Origin of the sequence: Mesorhizobium sp. M7A.F.Ca.US.005.03.1.1, from assembly GCF_003997975.1 — a bacterium.
In the GTDB taxonomy this organism is placed as follows: domain Bacteria; phylum Pseudomonadota; class Alphaproteobacteria; order Rhizobiales; family Rhizobiaceae; genus Mesorhizobium; species Mesorhizobium ciceri.
Map to the genome: position 1 here is coordinate 1 of NZ_RZRO01000042.1, position 20,405 is coordinate 20,405.

Sequence of the window (20,405 nt, forward strand, 5' to 3'; positions counted from 1 at the left end):
GCGCAGCGCCGTCACCTTCAAGCCATTGCCGAGGTCGACCTCGAGCTCGTTGTCGTCGATCACCTTGGTCACCTTGCCGACGAAGCCGCCGCCGGTGACGACCGTGTCGCCGCGACGGACCGCGGCCAGCATCTCGCCGCGCTTCTTCAGCTGCGTGCGCTGCGGCCGGATGATCAGAAAATACATGATCACGAAAATCAGGACAAACGGCAAAATATTGATGAACTGGAACATATCGGGAGAAGCGCCGACGCCTTGGGCGTATGCCGGTGTCACGAACATCGAGGTACTCCTGAATTTTGAAAACAGCCGCCAATTTGGCGGCCCCTTGAAATTTGGCCGGAATATAGTCGGTAAAGTTGTCAATGCAACTGCGCGGCCGGCCAAATCGGCTGCTTTTCCGGCCTGTTGAGCCGTGTTAGAGCAGGATCGCAAAAAGCGCGAGCCGGTTTCCGCAAAAAATTATGCTCGAACAAAAGGTTGCAACCGGTTTTGTATCAGGCGAAATCGGGCAGCTTCACGCCCCAAGACATCAAAAACGCGAAAACAAAAGACAGACATGACCGACAGCAGCATTGAGGCCCTGAACCAGAAACTCGACCGGCTGATCGAAGCGGTGAGCCGCCTTGCCCCGCCGCCGGTGCCCCAAACCGACCTCCGCGAGGCCGATTGCTTCGTTTGGCAGGCCGATCCGGGCTATCTGGAACCGGTGCACAGGGTTAACCGCGTCGACATCGGACTGATCCGTGGCGTCGACCGCGTCCGCGACATCCTTGTCGACAACACCGAACGCTTCGCTGCCGGCTACCCGGCCAACAATGTGTTGTTGTGGGGCGCGCGCGGCATGGGCAAATCGTCGCTGGTCAAGGCCGTGCATGCGGAAATCAACGCCAAGGCCAGGTCCGACCTGCCGTTGAAGCTGATCGAGATCCACCGCGAGGACATCGACACGCTGCCGAAGCTGATGGGTCTGCTGAAGGCGGCGCCCTTCCGCTTCATCCTGTTTTGCGACGACCTCTCCTTCGACCATGACGACACCTCCTACAAATCGCTCAAGGCAGCGCTCGAAGGCGGCGTCGAGGGCCGTCCAGCCAATGTCATCTTCTACGCCACCTCGAACCGCCGCCATCTGTTGCCCCGCGACATGATCGACAATGAACGCTCGACCGCGATCAACCCGTCCGAAGCGGTCGAGGAAAAGGTGTCGCTGTCCGACCGCTTCGGGCTGTGGCTCGGTTTCCACAAATGTTCGCAGGACGAGTATCTCGACATGATCGACGGCTATGTCCGCCATCACGGGCTGACAATCGATCCCGACACGCTGCGCGCCGAAGCATTGGAATGGGCGACGACGCGCGGCAGCCGCTCGGGCCGCGTCGCCTGGCAGTTCACCCAGGATTTGGCTGGCCGGCTCGGCAAACCGCTGAAGGACTGATGCGTTGGATAGCGTCGCCAACGCCATCCGATGACAAGATCATTTGGGCGGCTGCGACCGCCGCAAATCACGCGGCGTTTGGCCGATCTCACGCCGCATCCAATGCGCCAGATGTGACTGGTGCGCGAAGCCCGTCAATTCCGCCACCTCGCTTGTGCTGAGATCGCCTTGCTGCAGCAGGACGCGTGCGCGTTCGACGCGACGCCGTAGCACGTAGCGGTGCAGGGTGAAGCCCGTCGCCGCCTTGAACCATGTCCGCAAGTGCGAACTGCTGGCGCCGGCAACCCGGCTCAGTCGATGGATCGACAGGGGTTCGTGCAGCGCAACCTCGATATGCTCCAGCACGCGCTTGAGCTGAGTATCCGACAGCCGGCTCGCGCGATCGATATCAGGTTCACCGAGGCCAAGCAGCCTCACAGCGAGCGCGGCGCCGATGCTGTCGGCAAACAACGACCCGCTCGGCGACTTCGCATTGAGATCGCTCTCCAGTGCTCGCGCGAGGTGTTCGATGCGCTGGTCACGAAGCAGGTGACGTGTGCCGAGCGGCAATGCGCGCGCCTTGCCGCCAAGTTCGGCTGCCACCCTTTCCATCAAGGCCGGTTGTAACGCGATCTCGATCGTGTCGAACGGGGTCTCAGCCTCGAACCCACCCTCCTGACCGGCGGGCACCAGGTCGATATCGCCGGCGCGCCTGACGAAATATCGTCGAACCTCATGGCAGTAGGAGCGCGTCGCGGCACTTGCATGCACCATGATGCGATGGTGTGGCGCCCGGAGCAGACGATGGACCCCGGCTTCGACATGCCGGGAGGCCAATGTTACGTCGGACGGGGATCGGGCCGGGGCGACTTGCGAGAGCATGCTTTCTCGATTCATGGCAAAACCTGTTCAAGACTTGGCAATTCCCGCGCGATTTTCAATGCCGTGGCTATGTACCTACGCCTCTCCATAAAACTTGGATGAGAGGTTATGCCATGAGTTTCTATGTTGTTGTGGGAGCAGGCCCGGTTGGTCGCGAGACCGCGCGGCTTCTGGGCGAAGAAGGCCATGATGTTGTCTTGACGAGCCGGAGTGTCGGTTCGAACGCGCTGCAAAACGTCCGGACCGTGCACTCCGACGCCACCAATGCCGCGGAACTGGCGCGTATCAGCCGAAACGCCGACGCGATCTTCATGTGCGCCATGGCCGCCTATCACCGCTGGCCGACCGACTTCTTCCCAATCATCGACGGCACCGTGCGGGCTGCCGAAGCGGTCGGCGCGAAGCTTGTGGTGCTCGGAAATCTCTATGGCTATGGCAAAGATGCCGAAAGCCCGCTTCACTCCGACCTGTCTCTGGATCCGACTTCGAAGAAAGGAACCGCCCGGACGATCATGTGGCAGCGGGCGGTCCGTGCGGACGTGCCGGCCGTCGAAGTGCGGTCCAGCGATTATCTTGGACATGGCGCGATCAGCTCTTTCTCACTGGTCGCGCTGCCCTCCATACTCGAGGGGAAACCGACGGCTTTCATTGGCGACCTCGACGCAACTCACGCCTGGTCCTTCACGAAGGACGTGGCCAGGACACTGGTCGCTGCCTCGCGCTACACGGGCGAATGGGGACGGGCGTTCCATGTTCCATCGCAACACGCCCCATCCCGGGAACTCATCCGGGCGACCGCGGCAATGCTTCACCGTGAAATTCCAGAAACACGCTCCTATTCCATCTCCGAAGTGGAAGCATTGGGCATGCATGAGCTTATCGAGATGAGCTATCTCTTCGACAAACCCTTGCTGGTCGATTCCTCCGACGCGGAGACGCTTCTCGGCGTCAAGGCCAGCAGCCTTGGCGTCATGATCGCCGACACTCTGCGCGACCATCTTTGAAGCTTGAAGACTGGCGCGTCGCACCGGAACTGAAAAAGCCCGCTCCTTTCGGAACGGGCTGAGCCGGCGGGCCGGACTGGAGGTCAGACGGCCCGCAAATTGCTTTTTTTCTTCTATTCGAAACAGCCCCGACTATTCGAGATAACCGGAGGGATCGACTGGCGCCGAATTCTTGCGCACTTCGAAGTGCAGCTTCGGCGAGTCCGTCGTGCCGCTCATGCCCGACAGCGCGATCTCCTGGCCGCGCTTGACCTTCTGGCCGCGCTGCACCTCGATCGAGCTGGCATGGCCGTAGACGGTGACCAGGCCGTTCTCGTGGCGCACCAGCACCGTGTTGCCGAATTCCTTGAGGCCGTCGCCGGCATAGATGACGACACCGTTCTCGGCCGCCTTGACCGGTGTGCCCGTCGGCACGGCGATATCGACGCCGTCCTTGCCCGAGCCGAAACCGGAAATCACGCGGCCGCGCACCGGCCAGCGCATCTTGCCGATGCCGGTGGCATCAGGCGCGACGGCATCGTCGGCCTCGGCCTGCTGGATGACCTTCGAATCCTTTTTCGGCGGCGTGTAGGACGCCAGCGTTTCAGACGGCGTGGTCTTTGCCGCGGGCTGCGTGGTGGCCGTCGTCACCGGATCGACCTTGGCCGGCTTGGCAGCGGCGACGGTCGCGGTTCCGCCGGCCGGCACCTTCAGGGTCTGGCCGATCTTGAGCAGTCCGTCCTTCATCCCGTTGGCCTGCTTTAGGGCAACGACGCCGACGCCGGTCTTCCTGGCAATCGAAGACATCGTGTCGCCCGACTGGACCGTGTAGGTCCCAGCAGCGCCGGTCGTCTTGGCAACCTGCGGCTTGGGCTCCTTGGGCTGGTTTGCTGCGGCCGACGCGTCGACCTGAGCGGCGGACTTGCCTTCCTTAGGCTTCGGCTGCTGCGGCAGAACGGCGACCTTGTCCGGCGCAGTGGCCGGCAGGTTGTGCTTGCCGTCTTTCGCCGGCTTGGCATCCGCGACCTTCGCCTCGCTCTTGCTGGAATAGGCATAGGCCGGGATGACCAGCTTCTGGCCGGTCTTTAGCCCCTTGGTCGCGCTCAGCCCGTTGACCTTCATGATCACGTCGGACGGCACCTTGTAGCGCTGCGCCAGGCCGCCGATCGTTTCGCCGTCCCTGACGACGATCTCGGTTGCATGCGGAGTGCCGGAAGCAGCCACGCGGGGTTCGTCAGGTTGCGAAACCTTGAAAGGCGACGCCGCCGGAGCGACGGTGCCGGTCGTGGTCCTGTCGACATGCGGTGCCGGGGCCAATGCGGTGCGCACCGGCTTCGATGCCGGCGCCTGCTGCGCTTGGGCAACGGGCGGCGGCAGCGGCCGCGTCGAGACCGGCTCGAGGCTGGAGCGGCTGACCGATTGTGTATGGCTGCCATCGATCGGAGCGGCGGCGACATCGCCCGGATAGGGCTGCTGTACGGCATCCTGCTTGTTGATGATGGCGCGCTGATTGTTGGTCGAGGATGTAAAGACGTCGTCGACGCCATTGAACCGCGAAACCTGGGAACTGCACCCCGCAGCAGCACCCGCGACCATCAGAATGGCGCAGCCTCGCGCCAGATTGCGACCGTTTGTCTTCAAAACACTGAGTTGCATCGCACTAACCCGCACATACCCGGTACAAACTAGGCATGATTAAAGCGCGTTAATGTTACTCGACGGTTAACCTCATGGAATCCGACGCAATTTTTCTTAAAATATTAGAGAGCGAGCCGTGCGAAGATTTCGGGTCAGGCCAGCCGGGGTCGAAGACGGGCGCACGACGCGGCCGAACATCGACATCCGCGCTAGATAATAGCGGCAACACCGCGCAGGATCGGCTGCAGGCGAACGAGGCCGATGTCTTCGCGCTCGAAGCGGCTGCCGACCTTGGTCAGCTTGGCCAGCACCTGTTCGCCCTCTTCGGGGCCGATCGGAGCGATGACGATACCGCCGCTCGACAACTGGTCGAGCAGGAAACGCGGCAGGCTGTCGAAGGCAGCCCAGGCGACGATGCGGTCAAATGGCCCTTCATTCGGCAGCCCGCCGGAACCATCGGCGTGGCGCACGATCACATTGCCGATGCCGAGCGCCTCGAAGCGCTGCCGCGCCTGCTCGGCGAGCGTCTTGTAGCGATCGGTGGTGATGACCCGAGCGGCCAGCCGCGACATCACCGCCGAGGTGTAGCCCGAGCCGGTGCCGATCTCGAGCACGCGGTTGCCCTGCTCGATGGTGAGTGCGGCGATCACCGCCGCCTGCATGTCGGCGCCTTCGATCGCCTCGCCGCATTCGATCGGCAGCATGCGGTCCGACCAGGCGATCTGATGGAACTGGGCCGCCAGGAAGCCGCGCCGCGGCGTCGCCTCGAAGGCCGCGATCAGCGCCTTCGGCACAGTCCCCCGGCCGCGCAGACGCAGCAGAAAGGCGGCAAAACCTTCGCGGTCGTCGATCGGGAGGCCCTGGTTCATGCGAGCGCCTTGCTCAGTTGGTCACGGATTTCATGGGCGGTAAGGTCGAGCTGCAGCGGCGTCACCGACACCAGCCGGTTGCGCAAGGCGTAGAGGTCGGTGCCTTGCTTGCCTTCGACCGGCTCGCGGCCGAAACGCAGCCAGTAGTAAGGCAGGCCGCGCCCGTCACGGCGCTCGTCGACCCACAGGGAGTGCACGAGCTTGCCCTGCGAGGTGACCACCGTGCCTGCGACTTCCTCGGGCGTGCAGTTGGGAAAATTGACGTTGAGCAGCACGCCGTCCGGCAATGGCGTCGCGACAAGTTTCTTCAGCAGCGCCGGCGCCAGCGCCTCCGTCGTCTCGTAGGGCACGACGCGATCTTCGCCGACATAGCTGTACCCCTGGCTGAGCGCGATCGAGCGAATGCCGAGCAGCGCGCCCTCCATGGCGCCGGCGACGGTGCCGGAATAGGTGACATCGTCGGCGATGTTGGCGCCCGAATTGATGCCGGACAGGATCAGGTCGGGTGCGCCAGGCAGGATCTTCTTGACGCCCATGATGACGCAATCGGTCGGCGTGCCGCGCACGGCAAAATGCTTCTCGCCAATCTTGCGCAGCCGCAGCGGCTCCGAGATCGACAGCGAATGCGCATAGCCGGACTGGTCCTGCTCGGGCGCCACCACCCAGACATCGTCGGACAGCGTACGTGCGACGCGTTCGAGCGACGCCAGGCCCTCGGCATGAATGCCGTCGTCATTGGTCAGGAGGATACGCATTATTTCGCTTCGATCTTTTCCAGACCGCCCATGTAAGGCCGCAGCACTTCAGGAATGGTTACGCTGCCATCCTCGTTCTGGTAGTTTTCGATGACGGCGATGAGCGCGCGGCCGACGGCTGTGCCCGAGCCGTTGAGCGTGTGGACGAAGCGGTTGCCCTTGCCGTCCTTGTCCTTGTAGCGGGCGTCCATGCGGCGTGCCTGGAAATCGCCGCACACCGAGCAGGACGAGATTTCGCGATAGGCGTTCTGGCCGGGCAGCCAGACCTCGATGTCATAGGTCTTGCGTGCGCCAAAACCCATGTCGCCGGTGCACAGCGTCATGGTGCGGAACGGCAGGCCGAGCCGTTTCAGCACTTCCTCGGCGCATTGCGTCATCCGCTCATGCTCGGCAAGTGACGATTCCTGATCGGTGATCGACACCAGCTCGACCTTGTAGAACTGATGCTGGCGCAGCATGCCGCGCGTGTCGCGCCCGGCCGAACCCGCTTCCGAACGGAAGCACGGCGTCAGCGCGGTGTAGCGCAGCGGCAGTTTTTCATGCGCGGTGATCTCTTCCCGCACCAGGTTGGTGAGCGGGACTTCGGCGGTGGGGATCAGGCCAAGCCTGCCCTCCCCGTGCGGCGTGAAGAACAGATCTTCCTCGAACTTCGGCAATTGGTTGGTGCCGAACAAAACATTATCCTTGACCATCAACGGCGGGATCACTTCTTCGTAGCCGTGTTCGGTCGTATGCAGGTCCAGCATGAACTGGCCGAGCGCGCGCTCCATCCGCGCCAGTCCGCTTTTCAGCACCGTAAAGCGCGAGCCCGACAGCTTTGCCGCGCGCTCGAAATCCATCATGCCGAGCGCTTCGCCGATCTCAAAGTGCTCCTTCACCCAGTTCGGCCGCGTCGGTACCTTGCCGACGATGTGCTTGACGACATTGTCGTGCTCGTCCTTGCCGACAGGCACGTCGTCGAACGGTACGTTGGGCAGCACCGCCAGCGCATCGTTCAGCGCCTTGTCGAGCTCGCGTTCGCGCGCCTCGCCGTTCTGGATGAAGACCTTGATCTCGCCGACTTCGGCTTTCAGCGTCTCGGCCAGGGCGGCATCGCCCGAACGCATGGCGTTGCCGATCTCCTTCGACGCGGCATTGCGGCGCTCCTGCTTGGTCTGTAGCTCGGTAACGTGTTCGCGCCGCGCCTCGTCCGAGGCGATCAGCCCGCCGACCGTGGACTGCGCCTCGTCAGCCGACCACGAGCGCTTCACCAGCGCCTCGACAAGGGCCTTCGGGTTGTCGCGAATCCATTTGATGTCAAGCATGGTTTGAACGCTCCGGGGTAGCATGTCGCCCAAAGTGCGCAGCGGTTTGGGACAACGACATGCTTCAAACAAAAGTGAAACGCATCGCTTTCAGTGCGATGCGTTTCAGCCAGAGGGCGTAAACCGCATCCTCGATCGATGCAAGATGGGGCATGGGGAACGCAAGCATGCGATCACGCTTTGACGCGCTTTCGGCTGAGGGCGGAGGAGAGCCTGAAATGAAAAACCCGCCTCTACGGCGGGTCGCTGGCGCAAGTCGGCACCATACCGAGAATCATAGCATAGCTGCCCTCACCAGGTCAAGAAAAAATTCCTATCGAGGCTGGCCAGACGCGGCGGCGCCGTTCAGGTGGAGGACGCGTCCGCCGGCTTCTTCTCGGCGACCTCTTCCGCCGCGTCCTGCTTCTCGCGTGCCACGCGCTGCTTTTCCTGATCGCGCTCGATCAGCCGGGCAGCCCAGATGGAGACCTCGTACAGAAGGATGGTCGGAATGGCGAGGCCGATCTGGCTCATCGGATCGGGCGGCGTCAGCACCGCCGCGACGACGAAGGCGATGACGATCGCCCATTTGCGCTTCTCGGCCAGCCCCTTGGACGACAGCATGCCGACGCGTGTCATCAGGCTGGTCACCACCGGCAGTTGGAACACCAGGCCGAAGGAGAAGATCAGCGTCATGATCAGGCTGAGATATTCCGACACCTTTGGCAGCAGCGAAATCTGCACCTGATCGTCGGTGCCGGCCTGCTGCATGGCGAGGAAGAACCACATCACCATCGGCGTGAAGAAGAAATAGACCAGCGACGCACCCATCAGGAACAGGATTGGCGACGCGATCAGGAACGGCAGGAAGGCGTTGCGCTCGTTCTTGTAGAGGCCGGGCGCGATGAATTTGTAGATCTGCGTGGCGATCAGCGGAAAGGCGATCACCATGCCGCCGAACATGGCGAGCTTGACCTGCGTGAAGAAGAATTCCTGCGGCGCCGTGTAGATCAGCTCGACCTTGTGCGGATCGAGGCCTGCCCACTGCGTCGCCCATTTGAACGGGACGACCAGAAGGTTGAACAGCTTCTTGGCGAAGAAGAAACAGACCAGGAAGGCAACGAAGAAACCGCCCAGCGACCAGATCAGCCGCCGGCGCAGCTCGATCAGATGCTCCATCAGCGGCGCCGACGATTTCTCGATCTCGTCCTTTTCGGTGTCCGAAACGCTCACTTGGCGGCTCCAGCCGTCTTCTTGGCCGCCGGCTTCTTGGCCGCAGCAGGTTTCGGTTCGATTTTCGCCCCCGTCTTGGTCGCTACGGTCTTGGACGCGATCACCTTGGCCGCAGCGGGCGTCTTGGCCCTGGGCGTTTCAGGCATTGCCGCCGTCACCGGCTTCGCTGGCACCTTGGGCGCAGGCGTGGCCTTAGCGGTGACCGTTTTTGCAGGAGCTTTAGCGCCATTTGCCGAAGCCTTTATAGCCGGCGTCGCCCTTGACGGTGCAGGCTTGGCTGCCTTCTTCGCCGTGGACGCCTTCGGCGCCACGACGGGTGTCGTCGGCACCGATGACGTCACCACCGATTCGTCGGTCATCGCCGGGAAAATCGGCGCTGCCGGCGCTGCTTCCGGTCCGTTGACGCCGGGCATGGTCGTTGCACCGTTCTTCAGCGGCTCGGCCGCCTGCGGGGTCGAAGCGGCTGGCGTTGCCGGATCGGCTGCCGGCTTCGGCTTCATCGCCGCGTCGACGCCGGAGCGAACGTCGGCCGCGGCCTGTTCGAACGGATTGAGCTGCTTCCTGATCTCGGCCATCGGGCTCATGCCCCTGAGCTCGTCGACGGACTTCTTGACGTCGTCGAGCTCGGCTTCCTTCAGCGCCTCGTTGAACTGTTTCTGGAAATCGGATGCCATGGCGCGCAGCTTCGCCGTCGTGCGGCCGAAGGTGCGCAGCATATTGGGCAAATCCTTGGGCCCGACGACCACGATCATGACGATCGCGATGACCAGCATTTCGGTCCAGCCGACTTCAAACATGACACTCTGTTCCGACTAGAACCTTTGGGCTCAGCTCTTGCTGGCCTTTTCCTTCGCGGCCGCAACGGTCTCGTCGGCACGATGTTCGACGGTGCGCTTGTCTTCGGCAACGTCGTCGTCGGCCATGCCCTTCTTGAAGCTCTTGATGCCCTTGGCCATGTCGCCCATCAGCTCGGGAATCTTGCCGCGGCCGAACACCAAAAGCACGATCACCAGCACGATCATCCAGTGCCAAATCGAAAATGAACCCATAGCAAATCTCTCTCGAATGTTTTCCCTGGCGATGATCTATGCGTTTTCGCGTTGGGATTCAAACACAACTGCGACAGAGTTTATGAAAGGGTGGCGGATGTCACGCATTTTCGACGTGGCGGCCCCGCTACGAATCCGCGCATCCTCGACAGATCGGCCGCCAACGCCAGTCAATCTTCCGTGACGCGCGGCGTCAGCAGGCCGAGTTCCTCGAGATCGATATCGGTCAGCGCATCCTCGTCGTCGGTCAATGCATCGGGATCGGCCGGCGGCTGCGGAATGGAGAAATTCGACGGCATGCGGCCCGAAAGCAGGCCGGCCCCCTTCAGTTCCTCCATGCCGGGAAGATCGCGGATCTCTTCCAGCGCGAAATGGTCGAGGAAGGTCTCCGTGGTGCCGTAGGTGACCGGGCGTCCGGGTGTCTTTCGCCGACCGCGCATGCGCACCCATTCCGTTTCCAGCAGCGTGTCGAGCGTGCCTTTCGAGGTTTCGACGCCGCGGATGTCCTCGATCTCGGCACGCGTCACCGGCTGGTGATAGGCGATGATCGCCAGCACTTCGAGGGCCGCGCGGGAGAGCTTCCTTTGCTGGACGGTATCCCTGCTCATCAGGAAAGCCAGGTCGCCGGCGGTGCGGAACGCCCAGGCATCGCCGACACGCACCAGATTGACGCCGCGTCGCGCATAGATCTGCTGCAGTTCGGCCATGGCCAGGGCGATGTTGATGCCGTCCGGCAGGCGTGCCGCAAGCTGCTTTTCGCTGACGGGTTCGGCGCTGGCGAACACGATCGCCTCGGCCATGCGCACAGCCTCGGCCAGATGCAGTCGCTCGGCCGGGTTTTGTAGCTGCTGCTCGGCCGGATCCTGGGAAAGCGGGCCCTCTTCGGGTTCATCGCCGACTTTGAACGGGACAACCGAAGCGTTGGCGCGTTCGCTCATGATGCCACCTCGACTGCCTTGATTGTCTGCGTTCGGCCGCGCAGGTAGATCGGCGCGAACGTCTGATCCTGCCGCACATCCATCTTGCCTTCGCGCACCAGTTCCAGCGTGGCAGCGAACGAGCTCGCGATCGCCGTGCGCCGCTCCTCGGGACTGGTCATGTACGCGATCAGAAAACTCTCCATCGTCGTCCAGTCGCTCACGGCTCCCACAAGGCGGGTCAGGATGTCGCGCGCGTCCTTGAGCGACCAGACACCGCGCCTGGCGATGGTCACATTGTTGATCGCCTGCTTCTGGCGCTGCTGGGCATAGGCGGTCAAGAGATCGTAGAGCGAGGCAGAATAGGCGTTGCGCTTTTCGATGATGACCATTTCCGGCATGCCGCGCGCGAACACGTCGCGGCCGAGCCGGTTGCGGTTGACCAGACGCGCCGAGGCGTCGCGCATGGCTTCCAGCCGCTTCAGTCGGAACTGCAGCACCGCCGCCAGTTCCTCGCCGCTTTCGCCCTCGTCGCCTGGCTGCTTGGGGATCAGGAGCTTGGACTTGAGGAAGGCCAGCCATGCCGCCATCACCAGATAGTCGGCGGCAAGCTCCAGCCTGAGCGCCCTCGCCGTCTCGACAAAGGTCAGATATTGCTCGACCAGCGCCAGGATCGAAATGCGCGCCAGATCGACTTTCTGGGTGCGGGCAAGATGCAGCAGAAGATCGAGCGGACCTTCGAAGCCGGCCACGTCGACGACCAGCGACGGGTCGCCGGTGACGCGTGAATCGTCATTTTCGGCCCACAGACGGTCCATCGGTGCGGCCTTCGCGGCCTTGCTTTCCAATGTCTCCGCCACTGCCTGTCACTTTCCCTTGCTATGCCACCGCATCGAAGTAGGTGGCGAATTCGGCGCGTATTTCGGTTTCTTCGACCGTGTCACGGTCCTTTATATAGGTCAGCGCCCGCTTGGCGCGCTCCAGCGACGTGCCCTCAAGCCCAGTGGTGCGCGATGCGATGCCGGCCATCTCCTCGAAAACGCCGTTGCAGTGAAGGACCAGATCGCAGCCCGCCGCAAGGATCGAGGCCGCCTTTGTCGGGAAATCCCCAGAAAGTGCCTTCATCGATGTGTCGTCGCTCATCAGCAGTCCGTCGAAGCCGATTTCGCGCCGGATGATCTCGTCGATGACCTTGCCGGAGGTGGTCGCCGGATTGTTAGGGTCGATCGCGCTGTAGACGACATGCGCAGTCATCGCCATCGGCAGATGGCTAAGCTCCTTGAACGGGGCGAAATCATGCCGCTGCAGATCACTGAGCGAGGCATTGACCACTGGCAGTTCAAAATGCGTGTCGGCAAAGGCACGTCCATGGCCCGGAATATGCTTCATGACCGGCAGCACGCCGCCCGATATCAGCCCTTCCGCGGCTGCGCGGCCGAGCTCGATCACGGGTCGCGGGTCCTTGCCGTAGGCACGCGCGCCGATGACATCGCTGGCGCCTTCGATCGGCACGTCGAGCACCGGCAGGCAATCGGCTGTGATGCCGTAGCGTAACAGATCGAAAGCATGCAGCCGCGCCATCAGCCAGGCCGCGCGGGCGCCGGCATCATGATCGTCGCGCCACAGCGCGCCCAGCGCGCCGCCGGCGGGATAATTCGGCGCCAGCGGCGGCCGCAAGCGCTGCACACGGCCGCCTTCCTGATCGATGAACACCAGCGCGTCCGGACGCCCTATGCAGTCTCGCATCTCGGCGACCAGATCGCGGATCTGTTCGGTCTCGCCGATGTTGCGCGCAAACAGGATGAAGGCCCACGGGCATTCATTGCGATAGAAATTGATTTCTTCGCGGGTGAGCGATTTCCCGGCGCAGCCGAGGATCATGGATTTTGATTCGGTCATGTCGGCAGTTTAGGGCTTTGTGCGATCAAAGGGAATCGCCAGGGATTCATCCACGGCAACGCCGGATATGCTTTCCCCATGAAAAAAGCCGGCGCGGTGACCGCGCCGGCTTTCAATCGGTTGGCTCCGGCTTTAGCGCGAGACGAAGCAGTTGCCGCCGGCGGCCTTGTAGCTGGTGCACAAATTGATCGCGTCATTGCGTGACTGGGCCGGAACGCGCACGCGGTAGAACGTGCCTTTGCCGGCGATCTCGGCCTTGACGATGTTGGCGGTACGCCCGGCAAGCACGCTGCCATAGCGGCGCTGCAGATCCTGATAGCTGGACTGGGCGCTTTCGACGGTCGGCTGCGAGGCGATCTGCATCGACCACGAGCCACCGCCGGCCGCGGTCGATGCCGGATCGATGGACGCAACCTGATCGGGCTTGACCTCGCCGACGACATCGACCGGCTGGTCGGACGGACGCTGCGGCGCGAGCGGAACCTTTGCCGGCGTGTTGGCCGATTGGGCCTTGGCCTCGGCCTTCGGCTTGGCCACCGGCTTGAGGGCCGGCTCGTCGTCCGCCTGGGCGGCGGCAGGCGCCACGGTACCGGTCTGGTCGGCATCGGCTTGCGCCGCCGGGGCGACATGCTGCGGCGCCGGATCGACCGGCTCGGTAGCGGCCACTTGCGGAGCGGCGGGCGCCGCCGGATCTTCACGCGGCACCAGCGAACCGTCCGACTTGACCACCATGGTCCTCACCTTGCGCGGTGCAATGGCGACGACATCGGCATTTGTGCCCTTGTCTGCATCCTGCAGCACCTGCGCGATGCGGTCCTCGGACTTGGGAGTTGGCGCCGTATTGTCGGCCAAAGCGGCGCCGGCCATCGGCGCGGCGTTGCCGACATCGGTTCCAGCGCCGGCTGCATTCTGGTCCGGCGAAAGATCGATGGCGCGGGCCGGGTCCTTCGCCTGCACGTCCACCGGCTCTTCGGTGTTGGTGACCAGCTTTTCCTGGACCGGCTCGGCGGGCTTGGCGCCCCTGACCGCGTCGTAGACCTTGTTGTCCTGGTTGGGCACCACGGCGCCGCCCGGATTCTCCGGCTTGACCTTGATCGGCGCGTTGTCGGCCTTGACGATGACGGGCGCTTCGCTGCCGCCCTTGCCGCCAAAGGACAGCGCAAAGGCACCGAGACCGCCCGCGACCGCGACCGCGCCGACAATCGCGGCGATGAACAGGCCGCGTCCGCGCGACGGCCTTGCGGCCTCACGCTCGCCGAGACCCGGAACAGCCATCTCCTCGTCGAGTTCGGGATCGTAGTCGAGTTCATCGACGGTGAAATCATCGGCTTGGGAAGCCGGCTGGCTCCCCGGCAGGTTGTCGAGGTCGTAGCCCGAGGCGTCGGCATAACCCGTAGGCGGCGCCGCGCGGGCAGACATTTCCATCGGCCGCGCCGCATAGGTTCGCGCTTCCGGCTCATAGCCCGACTTGATCCCCTCATAGCCCGGCTTGACCCCGTCATAGCCCGGCTTGAGGCTGTCATAGCCCGGCTTGAAGCCCGCGGCATAGGAGCCATCATCGTAAGATGCGCCGGCCGCGTTGCCTGTGGGAGCGGCAGCGACCTCCACCGCGTTCATCTCGGAGAGAAGGCTGGAGAACTCGGCATCGAGATCGTCATAGCCAGGCGACGCCGGCTGGTCTTCCTCGAAGTGCAGTTCGGGGATATCGAGATCGTCCGCCAGCGCCACGACACGCTCGGGCACATCGACCGTCTCGACATCGGGCATGTCTTCGTAACGCGCCGGCTGGCGCGATTGCGGCGCCGATACTGGTGCAGCGGGAGCCAAGGTTTCGACCGGCTCGGACGAACCATAGGACGTCGTGGCGGCGACTGCCGGCGCTGCGGCCATGGATGATGCCACCGAAGCGGCCGGCTGAGCGCTAAACGTAGGCTGCGTGCTGAATGACGGCTGCTGCGGAACCGGCGTCACGCGGCTCCACGAACGCGTCGGCTCTGTCGGTTGGGAACGCTCCGCAAGCCAATCGAAAGAATCCGCCGAATTGTCCCGGGGAGCGGCTTCGTCACGCGGATCAAGGCCCTGGGCCAAAGCCGCGTCCAACGCATCATCGTCGAAATCGACATCGCCAATGGTGTCCGAGTTCGGATCCTGGAGTTCATCAAGCATAAGATCGTCAATATCCGCGTCGGCCGCTTGGGCCGTGCCAACATGTCGATTCTGCTCAGGCGTGGTTTCGTCAAGATCCCAGTCGAGGTCGCCGACAAGGTCGGCCGGTTCCTCGGCAGGCTGGGCAACAGGCGGCGGGGCAGCGACAGCCGGCTGAGCCGTGACAGGCTCGCTGGCCGCCGGCGCCGTGCGGGAAGTCATGGCGCCCAGCAGCGCATTCAACTCGTCTTCCAGGCTCCGTTCGTCCGCAATCGGGGCGTGCACCGCCGGCGCGACATTGGCTTCTGGCGCCGCCGGCTGGACCATAGCGGCAGCAACTTCGGCGACCGGCTCTTCGACCGTTTCGGCGAACGAATCTTCAAAGTTCAGGTCGAAGGCATCGTCCGACAGGCCTTCAGGGCTGGAAATCTCGCTTGTTGAGTCCGCAGCATCGGCAAGCACTTCATGCGCTTCCGGCTCGTCGAAGGCGATCGGCTCATCCGCGCGAACGTCGAAATCCATGTCGACATCGGCCATGGCATCGTCGAGGCCAGCAAAGCTCTCGTCGGAGATTGCCTGGCCGTCAAGCGCCGCCGCCTGCTCCGGCATGGCATGCTCGACGGGATCGGCGGCCATGAATGACTGTTCCGCCGCCGAATGGTCGTCGAGCATCAGCTCGTCTTCAAGCGACATTGCCACCGCATCGTCGAACTCGTCATCGGAGGCAACCGGCTCGACAGAAGCGGGCGTATCGGCAACGCTGTACAGGGCCTCTTCGGCTTCCTCATCGATCCGAAGGTCCTGGTCGAGCGAGGCGGCAAGCTCGTCCGCCATCGACTGATCGTCCTCGAAGGGGGACACGTCCTCGAGCGAACCGGCGACGGCATCGCCAATGTCGGACGCGAAAGCGGGCTCGACGGACGGCACGGCTTCAGCGGCGACCGCATGGCTGGCGCCGGCGACGTGGTCGTCGATCTCAGCCATGTCCAGTTCGAAATCGTCGTCGAGCGACACCGAAAGCTCGTCGTCCATCGCGCTGGCGTCAGCCGCTTCGAATGCCGGCTCATGCACGAAAGTCGGCTCATAAGCCTGGACAACCGGAGCGGCGTCGCTGTCGTCAGCGCCGAACTCGCCCATCATTTCTTTCTCGAGATCGATATCGAAATCGCCCTCTTCGAGCCCGCGATCGGCGGCTGGGGCCTGCGGCTGGGCGGGCGATTGCGGCCTGACCGGCTGGCGCGGGTCGAATCCCATGATCCTGGTCAGTTCCGCGAACGGATCATCCTCAGCGATGTCGTTGTTGTCGGCTACTCTCAGCTGGGTTCTGTCTGCCATTATTGTTCCCGAACTCGCACTCATTCGGACGCCATGGACGTCGCGTAGGGTTGGCCCTTACCAGCGCAATGTGGGCAAAAGGTGACAGGTTATTTAGTCAAACCTAACGCATTTCAGTGGGCGCGGCGGCCCCGATCAACGTCAGGCCGGACGTCAAAACGTCCGAAACAGCCTGCACCAGCCCTAGTCTGGCATGCGTCAATTGTCGGTCGTTAACCTTAACAAAACGTAAGTCCGGATTATCCGTGCCACGGTTCCAGTGCCCGTGGAAGCTGGAAGCCAGATCATAGAGGTAAAATGCCAGCCGATGCGGCTCGAGCGCAAGGGCGGCGGACTCGATCAGCCGCGGGTATTCGGCAAGCTTGCGGATCAGGCCGATCTCGCCCTCGTCGGTCAGCAATGCCGCGGCCGACGCCAGGCTGTTGCGGTCGAAATTGGCTTCGCCCAGTTGCTCGCTCGCCTGCCGGAACACCGAATGACAGCGCGCCGAGGCGTACTGGACATAGAACACCGGATTGTCCTTGGACTGCTCGGTCACCTTGGCGAAATCGAAATCCAGCGGCGCATCGTTCTTGCGATAGAGCATCATGAAGCGGATCGCGTCGCGGCCCACCTCCTCCACCACTTCGCGCAGCGTCACGAAATCGCCAGACCGCTTCGACATGCGCACCGGTTCGCCCTCGCGAAACAGCTTGACCAGATTGCACAGCAGCACGGTGAGCTTGACCTCTTCGCCGGCAATCGCCCGCGCCAGAGCCTCCAGCCGCTTGACGTAGCCGCCATGGTCGGCGCCGAGCACATAGATCAGGTCGACGAAGCCGCGATCGACCTTGTCCTTGAGATAGGCAACGTCGGCGGCGAAATAGGTGAATGAGCCGTCCGACTTGACCAGCGCCCGGTCCATGTCGTCGCCGACCGCGGTCGAGCGGAACAGCGTCTGCTCGCGGTCCTCCCAATCGTCGGGTTTCTCGCCCTTGGGCGGCGGCAGCTTGCCCTTGTAGATATGGCCCTTCAGCGTCAGATCGTTGATCGCGGAGCGGATCTTCCTGGCATTGTCGGCGTGCAGCGTGCGCTCGGAGAAGAACACGTCGTGATGCACGTTGAGCATCGCCAGGTCCTCGCGGATCATCGCCATCATCGCATCGATGGTGCGATCCTTGACGATGGCGAGCGCCTCGTCATCGGGCATCTGCAGCAGCGAGCGGCCGAATTCCGCGACCAGCGCCTGACCAACTGGCACCAGGTAATCGCCCGGATAAAGCCCGGCCGGAATCTCGCCGATGTCGTCACCCAGCGCTTCGCGGTAACGCAGGAATGCGGAACGGCCGAGCACGTCGATCTGCGAGCCGGCGTCGTTGATGACGTATTCCTTGGTCACGTCGTAACCGGCGAAGGCCATCAGATTGGCAAGTGCATCGCCGACGACAGCACCCCGGCAATGGCCGACATGCATCGGTCCGGTCGGATTGGCCGAGACATATTCGACATTGGTCTTCCTGCCGCCGCCAACCATCGAGCGGCCATAGTTGCGGCCCTCGCCGAGCAGTGCGGTCAGATGTGTCTGCCAGAAGCCGTCCTTCAGCCTGAGATTGACGAAACCGGGGCCGGCCACCTCTGTTGCCGCGACATCCTTGTCGTCGCGCAGCGCCTGCGCCAGTCTTTCGGCCAGCGCGCGCGGGTTCTGGCCGGTCGGCTTGGCCAGCACCATTGCCGCATTGGTCGCCAGGTCGCCATGGCTGGCGTCGCGCGGCGGCTCAACGGCAATGCGCGACAGGTCAGGCGAAATGCCGTCTTTGTCTTTCAGATCAAGCGCTTCGACGGCTTTTATGATTCGCGCGGTGAAATCGGCGAAGATGTTCATTTGTGTGACTCTGGGGTCTGGCTCTGGCGGCTTTGCAGCGAATCCGGCTCGTTGGCCGGCAAAATCGAGCCCGCCCTAGCCCAATTCAGGCGTATGGTCAAACAAACGCCGGTGTTCCTTGAGCGCGTAGGTGTCGGTCATACCCGCCAGGAAGTCGGCGACGCTGCGCGCCTTGATGCGATCATCGGCCCGATCCAGCCCCTCGCGCCAGCCATCCGGCATGGCGCGCGGATCGGCGAAATAGGCGTCGAACAGATCCTTGACGATCTGCTCGGCATCCGCGCGCACCCTCATAACCTCCGCGTGCCGGTAGAGGTGCTTGTACAGAAAGGCCTTCAGTTCCTTCTCCAGGGCAGCCATTTCGGCCGAGAAAACCACCATCGTCTCGCCAGCTGCCCTCACTGCATCGGCGCTCCGCGGCCTGATGCGATCGAGATTGGCGGTCGTCGACCTGATCACGTCCTCGACCATGGCCGTTATCTGCCGCCGCATCAGTTCGTGGCCGGTGCGCACGGCATCGAGGGAGGGATAGCGTTCGCGCACGCCTTTCAGGATCGTTCCCGGCAGCGAAACCGTCTCCAGCATGTCCAGCGTCAAGAGTCCTGCCCTCAACCCGTCGTCGATGTCATGCGTGTTGTAGGCGATATCGTCGGCGATCGCCGCGCATTGCGCCTCGATGCCGGCGAACCGGTCGAGTTCGAGATCGTGCAGTTGCGAATAATCACGGATCGCCTGTGGCACCGGCCCTTTCAGACCCTTGCCGTTGGCATCCGTCAGCGGCCCATTGTGCTTGACCAGGCCTTCCAGCGTTTCCCAGGTCAGGTTGAGCCCGTCGAATTCGGCGTAGCGCGCCTCCAGCCTTGTCACGATGCGCAGCGATTGGGCGTTGTGGTCGAAGCCGCCCCAGGCGGCCATCTTCTCGTTGAGCGCGTCCTCGCCGGTGTGGCCGAAGGGCGTGTGGCCGAAATCATGCACCAGCGCCACCGCCTCGGCCAGATCCTCGTCGCCGCGCAGCGCCCGTGCCAGGGCGCGCGCTATCTGCGCCACTTCGATCGAATGGGTCAGCCGGGTGCGATAGTGGTCGCCTTCATGGGCGATGAAGACCTGCGTCTTGTGCTTCAGCCGCCGGAAGGCCGTCGAATGGATGATGCGGTCACGGTCCCGCTGGAATGGCGTGCGGGTCGGGCTCTCCACCTCGTCGAACAGCCGCCCGCGCGAGTTTGCCGGATCGCAGGCATAGGCGGCGCGTGGCCGATAGCCGAATCCGATGTCGCCCAACTCACTGGTCATGGCTGATGCTGCCGCGTTTGACTTAGCCAGGTTGACTTGGCCCCTCGCGCTTCATACCTATCATGTGAAACCGAAAGCAAGGTGACGCCCATGGGCGCTGATGCCAAGACTGCCATGAAAGTCGATATGACCGAGGCCGCCGCCAAGCGGATCGCCAGGATTGTCTCGAACGAAGCCGGCAAGACGGCGCTGCGCGTTTCGGTCGAAGGCGGCGGCTGCTCGGGCTTCTCCTACAAGTTCGATCTGGTCGATACGCGCAACGACGACGACGTCGCCATCGAGAAGGACGGCGCCACCGTGCTGATCGACGATTTGTCGCTGGTCTATATGGGCGGATCTGTGATCGATTTCGTCGACGATCTGATGGGCCAGTCGTTCCAGATCCGCAATCCGAACGCCGTCGCCTCCTGCGGCTGCGGCACGAGTTTCTCCATATAGAATGCCTGCCATCGGTGCGGTCCGTCAGATCGCGCTGTCGGCTGGCCGTGACCTCGACGTGACGCTGGCTTTCTGGCGCGACGTGCTCGGCATGGCCGTCCATGCACGCTTCGATCCGCCGGGCATCGCCTTCATCATGGCCGGAGAAATCAGGCTGCTGTTCACCGACGGCGTACCGGCCGGAACCGTCTATCTCGACATATCGGGCCTTGATCAGTTCCATGCCTCGGCTGCTGCCGCCGGCGTGCCCTTCACCGCGCCGCCAACGCTTGTCCATCGCGACACGGACGGCCAGTTCGGTCCAGCGGGGGAAAGCGAATGGATGGCCTTCCTAAAGGACCCGGCTGGCAATACGATCGGCCTCGTCGAACGCCATCCGCCGCAAGAGCCCAACTGAACAGCATCGAGACCGCC

At 63.2% G+C, this 20,405-nt stretch carries 19 protein-coding genes; 4 read left to right on the forward strand and 15 right to left on the reverse strand.

The window, feature by feature from the left end; all coding sequences use genetic code 11:
• Window positions 1-282, reverse strand: a 282-nt coding sequence (gene yajC / locus EN990_RS18210; RefSeq protein WP_127388344.1) for a preprotein translocase subunit YajC, incomplete at its 3' end; no start/stop codon positions are given.
• Window positions 283-559: 277 nt separating this feature from the next.
• On the opposite strand from yajC, the gene EN990_RS18215 reads away from it, so the two are divergent.
• Complete coding sequence (locus EN990_RS18215) at window positions 560-1,435, forward strand: ATP-binding protein (protein WP_024503854.1); 876 nt, start codon at window positions 560-562, stop codon at window positions 1,433-1,435.
• Between the two features lie 39 nt (window positions 1,436-1,474).
• Here the strand turns inward: EN990_RS18215 and EN990_RS18220 are convergent, their stop codons facing one another.
• A complete protein-coding gene (locus EN990_RS18220; RefSeq protein WP_127368525.1) occupies window positions 1,475-2,296 on the reverse strand; it encodes an AraC family transcriptional regulator in 822 nt (273 codons plus the stop codon).
• A 113-nt stretch (window positions 2,297-2,409) separates the two neighbouring features.
• Between EN990_RS18220 and EN990_RS18225 the strand changes: the two genes are divergently transcribed.
• Complete coding sequence (locus EN990_RS18225; RefSeq protein WP_127368532.1) at window positions 2,410-3,300, forward strand: NAD-dependent epimerase/dehydratase family protein; 891 nt, start codon at window positions 2,410-2,412, stop codon at window positions 3,298-3,300.
• A 132-nt stretch (window positions 3,301-3,432) separates the two neighbouring features.
• Here EN990_RS18225 and EN990_RS18230 read toward each other — a convergent pair whose 3' ends face one another.
• From EN990_RS18230 to EN990_RS18290, 13 genes are all read right to left on the reverse strand, one after another.
• Window positions 3,433-4,935 (reverse strand): peptidoglycan DD-metalloendopeptidase family protein, encoded by a 1,503-nt coding sequence (locus tag EN990_RS18230; RefSeq protein ID WP_127367304.1) that lies wholly within the window; start codon window positions 4,933-4,935, stop codon window positions 3,433-3,435.
• Window positions 4,936-5,126: 191 nt separating this feature from the next.
• On the reverse strand, window positions 5,127-5,786 hold the full coding sequence (locus tag EN990_RS18235) for a protein-L-isoaspartate(D-aspartate) O-methyltransferase (protein WP_027160428.1): 660 nt from the start codon (window positions 5,784-5,786) through the stop codon (window positions 5,127-5,129).
• Entirely contained in the window at window positions 5,783-6,541 is a 759-nt protein-coding gene (gene surE, locus EN990_RS18240; protein WP_024503850.1) for a 5'/3'-nucleotidase SurE, read from the reverse strand. The genes EN990_RS18235 and surE overlap by 4 nt, the downstream gene beginning before the upstream one ends.
• Window positions 6,541-7,845, reverse strand: a complete 1,305-nt coding sequence (serS, locus tag EN990_RS18245; protein ID WP_127367245.1) for a serine--tRNA ligase — start codon at window positions 7,843-7,845, stop codon at window positions 6,541-6,543. The genes surE and serS overlap by 1 nt, the downstream gene beginning before the upstream one ends.
• 345 nt (window positions 7,846-8,190) lie before the next feature.
• Window positions 8,191-9,057, reverse strand: a complete 867-nt coding sequence (gene tatC, locus EN990_RS18250) for a twin-arginine translocase subunit TatC (protein WP_013531297.1) — start codon at window positions 9,055-9,057, stop codon at window positions 8,191-8,193.
• A complete protein-coding gene (gene tatB, locus EN990_RS18255; protein ID WP_063168118.1) occupies window positions 9,054-9,854 on the reverse strand; it encodes a Sec-independent protein translocase protein TatB in 801 nt (266 codons plus the stop codon). Before tatB ends, tatC begins: the two co-directional genes overlap by 4 nt.
• A 30-nt stretch (window positions 9,855-9,884) precedes the next feature.
• Window positions 9,885-10,106, reverse strand: coding sequence for a twin-arginine translocase TatA/TatE family subunit (locus tag EN990_RS18260; RefSeq protein WP_013531295.1), 222 nt, complete (start codon window positions 10,104-10,106; stop codon window positions 9,885-9,887).
• 170 nt (window positions 10,107-10,276) lie between these two features.
• Window positions 10,277-11,044: an SMC-Scp complex subunit ScpB gene (gene scpB, locus EN990_RS18265; protein ID WP_013531294.1), complete on the reverse strand. Its 768-nt coding sequence runs from the start codon at window positions 11,042-11,044 to the stop codon at window positions 10,277-10,279.
• The gene (locus EN990_RS18270; protein WP_013531293.1) at window positions 11,041-11,841 is read right to left on the reverse strand and encodes a ScpA family protein; all 801 of its coding nucleotides are present in this window, start codon (window positions 11,839-11,841) and stop codon (window positions 11,041-11,043) included. Before EN990_RS18270 ends, scpB begins: the two co-directional genes overlap by 4 nt.
• Before the next feature lie 61 nt (window positions 11,842-11,902).
• Window positions 11,903-12,922: a beta-N-acetylhexosaminidase gene (nagZ, locus tag EN990_RS18275; RefSeq protein ID WP_013531292.1), complete on the reverse strand. Its 1,020-nt coding sequence runs from the start codon at window positions 12,920-12,922 to the stop codon at window positions 11,903-11,905.
• A 132-nt stretch (window positions 12,923-13,054) separates the two neighbouring features.
• Window positions 13,055-16,402, reverse strand: a complete 3,348-nt coding sequence (locus tag EN990_RS18280) for an SPOR domain-containing protein (protein WP_127366069.1) — start codon at window positions 16,400-16,402, stop codon at window positions 13,055-13,057.
• A 103-nt stretch (window positions 16,403-16,505) separates the two neighbouring features.
• Entirely contained in the window at window positions 16,506-18,263 is a 1,758-nt protein-coding gene (gene argS, locus EN990_RS18285; protein WP_064993663.1) for an arginine--tRNA ligase, read from the reverse strand.
• Between the two features lie 75 nt (window positions 18,264-18,338).
• The gene (locus EN990_RS18290; RefSeq protein WP_127371664.1) at window positions 18,339-19,553 is read right to left on the reverse strand and encodes a deoxyguanosinetriphosphate triphosphohydrolase; all 1,215 of its coding nucleotides are present in this window, start codon (window positions 19,551-19,553) and stop codon (window positions 18,339-18,341) included.
• A gap of 90 nt (window positions 19,554-19,643) precedes the next feature.
• Between EN990_RS18290 and erpA the strand changes: the two genes are divergently transcribed.
• Entirely contained in the window at window positions 19,644-19,991 is a 348-nt protein-coding gene (gene erpA, locus EN990_RS18295; RefSeq protein WP_013531288.1) for an iron-sulfur cluster insertion protein ErpA, read from the forward strand.
• 1 nt (window position 19,992) lies between these two features.
• Window positions 19,993-20,388, forward strand: a complete 396-nt coding sequence (locus tag EN990_RS18300) for a VOC family protein (RefSeq protein WP_013531287.1) — start codon at window positions 19,993-19,995, stop codon at window positions 20,386-20,388.
• Window positions 20,389-20,405: the final 17 nt, after the last annotated feature.

What these genes read in the sequence shown, in the direction of transcription:
- EN990_RS18280 (WP_127366069.1), bottom strand. Translation starts at nt 16,402, where the DNA reads ATGGCAGACAGAACCCAGCTGAGAGTAGCCGACAACAACGACATCGCT.
- serS (WP_127367245.1), bottom strand. Translation starts at nt 7,845, where the DNA reads ATGCTTGACATCAAATGGATTCGCGACAACCCGAAGGCCCTTGTCGAG.
- EN990_RS18300 (WP_013531287.1), top strand. Translation starts at nt 19,993, where the DNA reads ATGCCTGCCATCGGTGCGGTCCGTCAGATCGCGCTGTCGGCTGGCCGT.
- nagZ (WP_013531292.1), bottom strand. Translation starts at nt 12,922, where the DNA reads ATGACCGAATCAAAATCCATGATCCTCGGCTGCGCCGGGAAATCGCTC.
- EN990_RS18270 (WP_013531293.1), bottom strand. Translation starts at nt 11,841, where the DNA reads ATGGACCGTCTGTGGGCCGAAAATGACGATTCACGCGTCACCGGCGAC.
- EN990_RS18230 (WP_127367304.1), bottom strand. Translation starts at nt 4,935, where the DNA reads ATGCAACTCAGTGTTTTGAAGACAAACGGTCGCAATCTGGCGCGAGGC.
- argS (WP_064993663.1), bottom strand. Translation starts at nt 18,263, where the DNA reads ATGAACATCTTCGCCGATTTCACCGCGCGAATCATAAAAGCCGTCGAA.
- EN990_RS18235 (WP_027160428.1), bottom strand. Translation starts at nt 5,786, where the DNA reads ATGAACCAGGGCCTCCCGATCGACGACCGCGAAGGTTTTGCCGCCTTT.
- surE (WP_024503850.1), bottom strand. Translation starts at nt 6,541, where the DNA reads ATGCGTATCCTCCTGACCAATGACGACGGCATTCATGCCGAGGGCCTG.
- scpB (WP_013531294.1), bottom strand. Translation starts at nt 11,044, where the DNA reads ATGAGCGAACGCGCCAACGCTTCGGTTGTCCCGTTCAAAGTCGGCGAT.
- EN990_RS18225 (WP_127368532.1), top strand. Translation starts at nt 2,410, where the DNA reads ATGAGTTTCTATGTTGTTGTGGGAGCAGGCCCGGTTGGTCGCGAGACC.
- tatB (WP_063168118.1), bottom strand. Translation starts at nt 9,854, where the DNA reads ATGTTTGAAGTCGGCTGGACCGAAATGCTGGTCATCGCGATCGTCATG.
- EN990_RS18260 (WP_013531295.1), bottom strand. Translation starts at nt 10,106, where the DNA reads ATGGGTTCATTTTCGATTTGGCACTGGATGATCGTGCTGGTGATCGTG.
- EN990_RS18220 (WP_127368525.1), bottom strand. Translation starts at nt 2,296, where the DNA reads ATGCTCTCGCAAGTCGCCCCGGCCCGATCCCCGTCCGACGTAACATTG.
- EN990_RS18290 (WP_127371664.1), bottom strand. Translation starts at nt 19,553, where the DNA reads ATGACCAGTGAGTTGGGCGACATCGGATTCGGCTATCGGCCACGCGCC.
- EN990_RS18215 (WP_024503854.1), top strand. Translation starts at nt 560, where the DNA reads ATGACCGACAGCAGCATTGAGGCCCTGAACCAGAAACTCGACCGGCTG.
- erpA (WP_013531288.1), top strand. Translation starts at nt 19,644, where the DNA reads ATGGGCGCTGATGCCAAGACTGCCATGAAAGTCGATATGACCGAGGCC.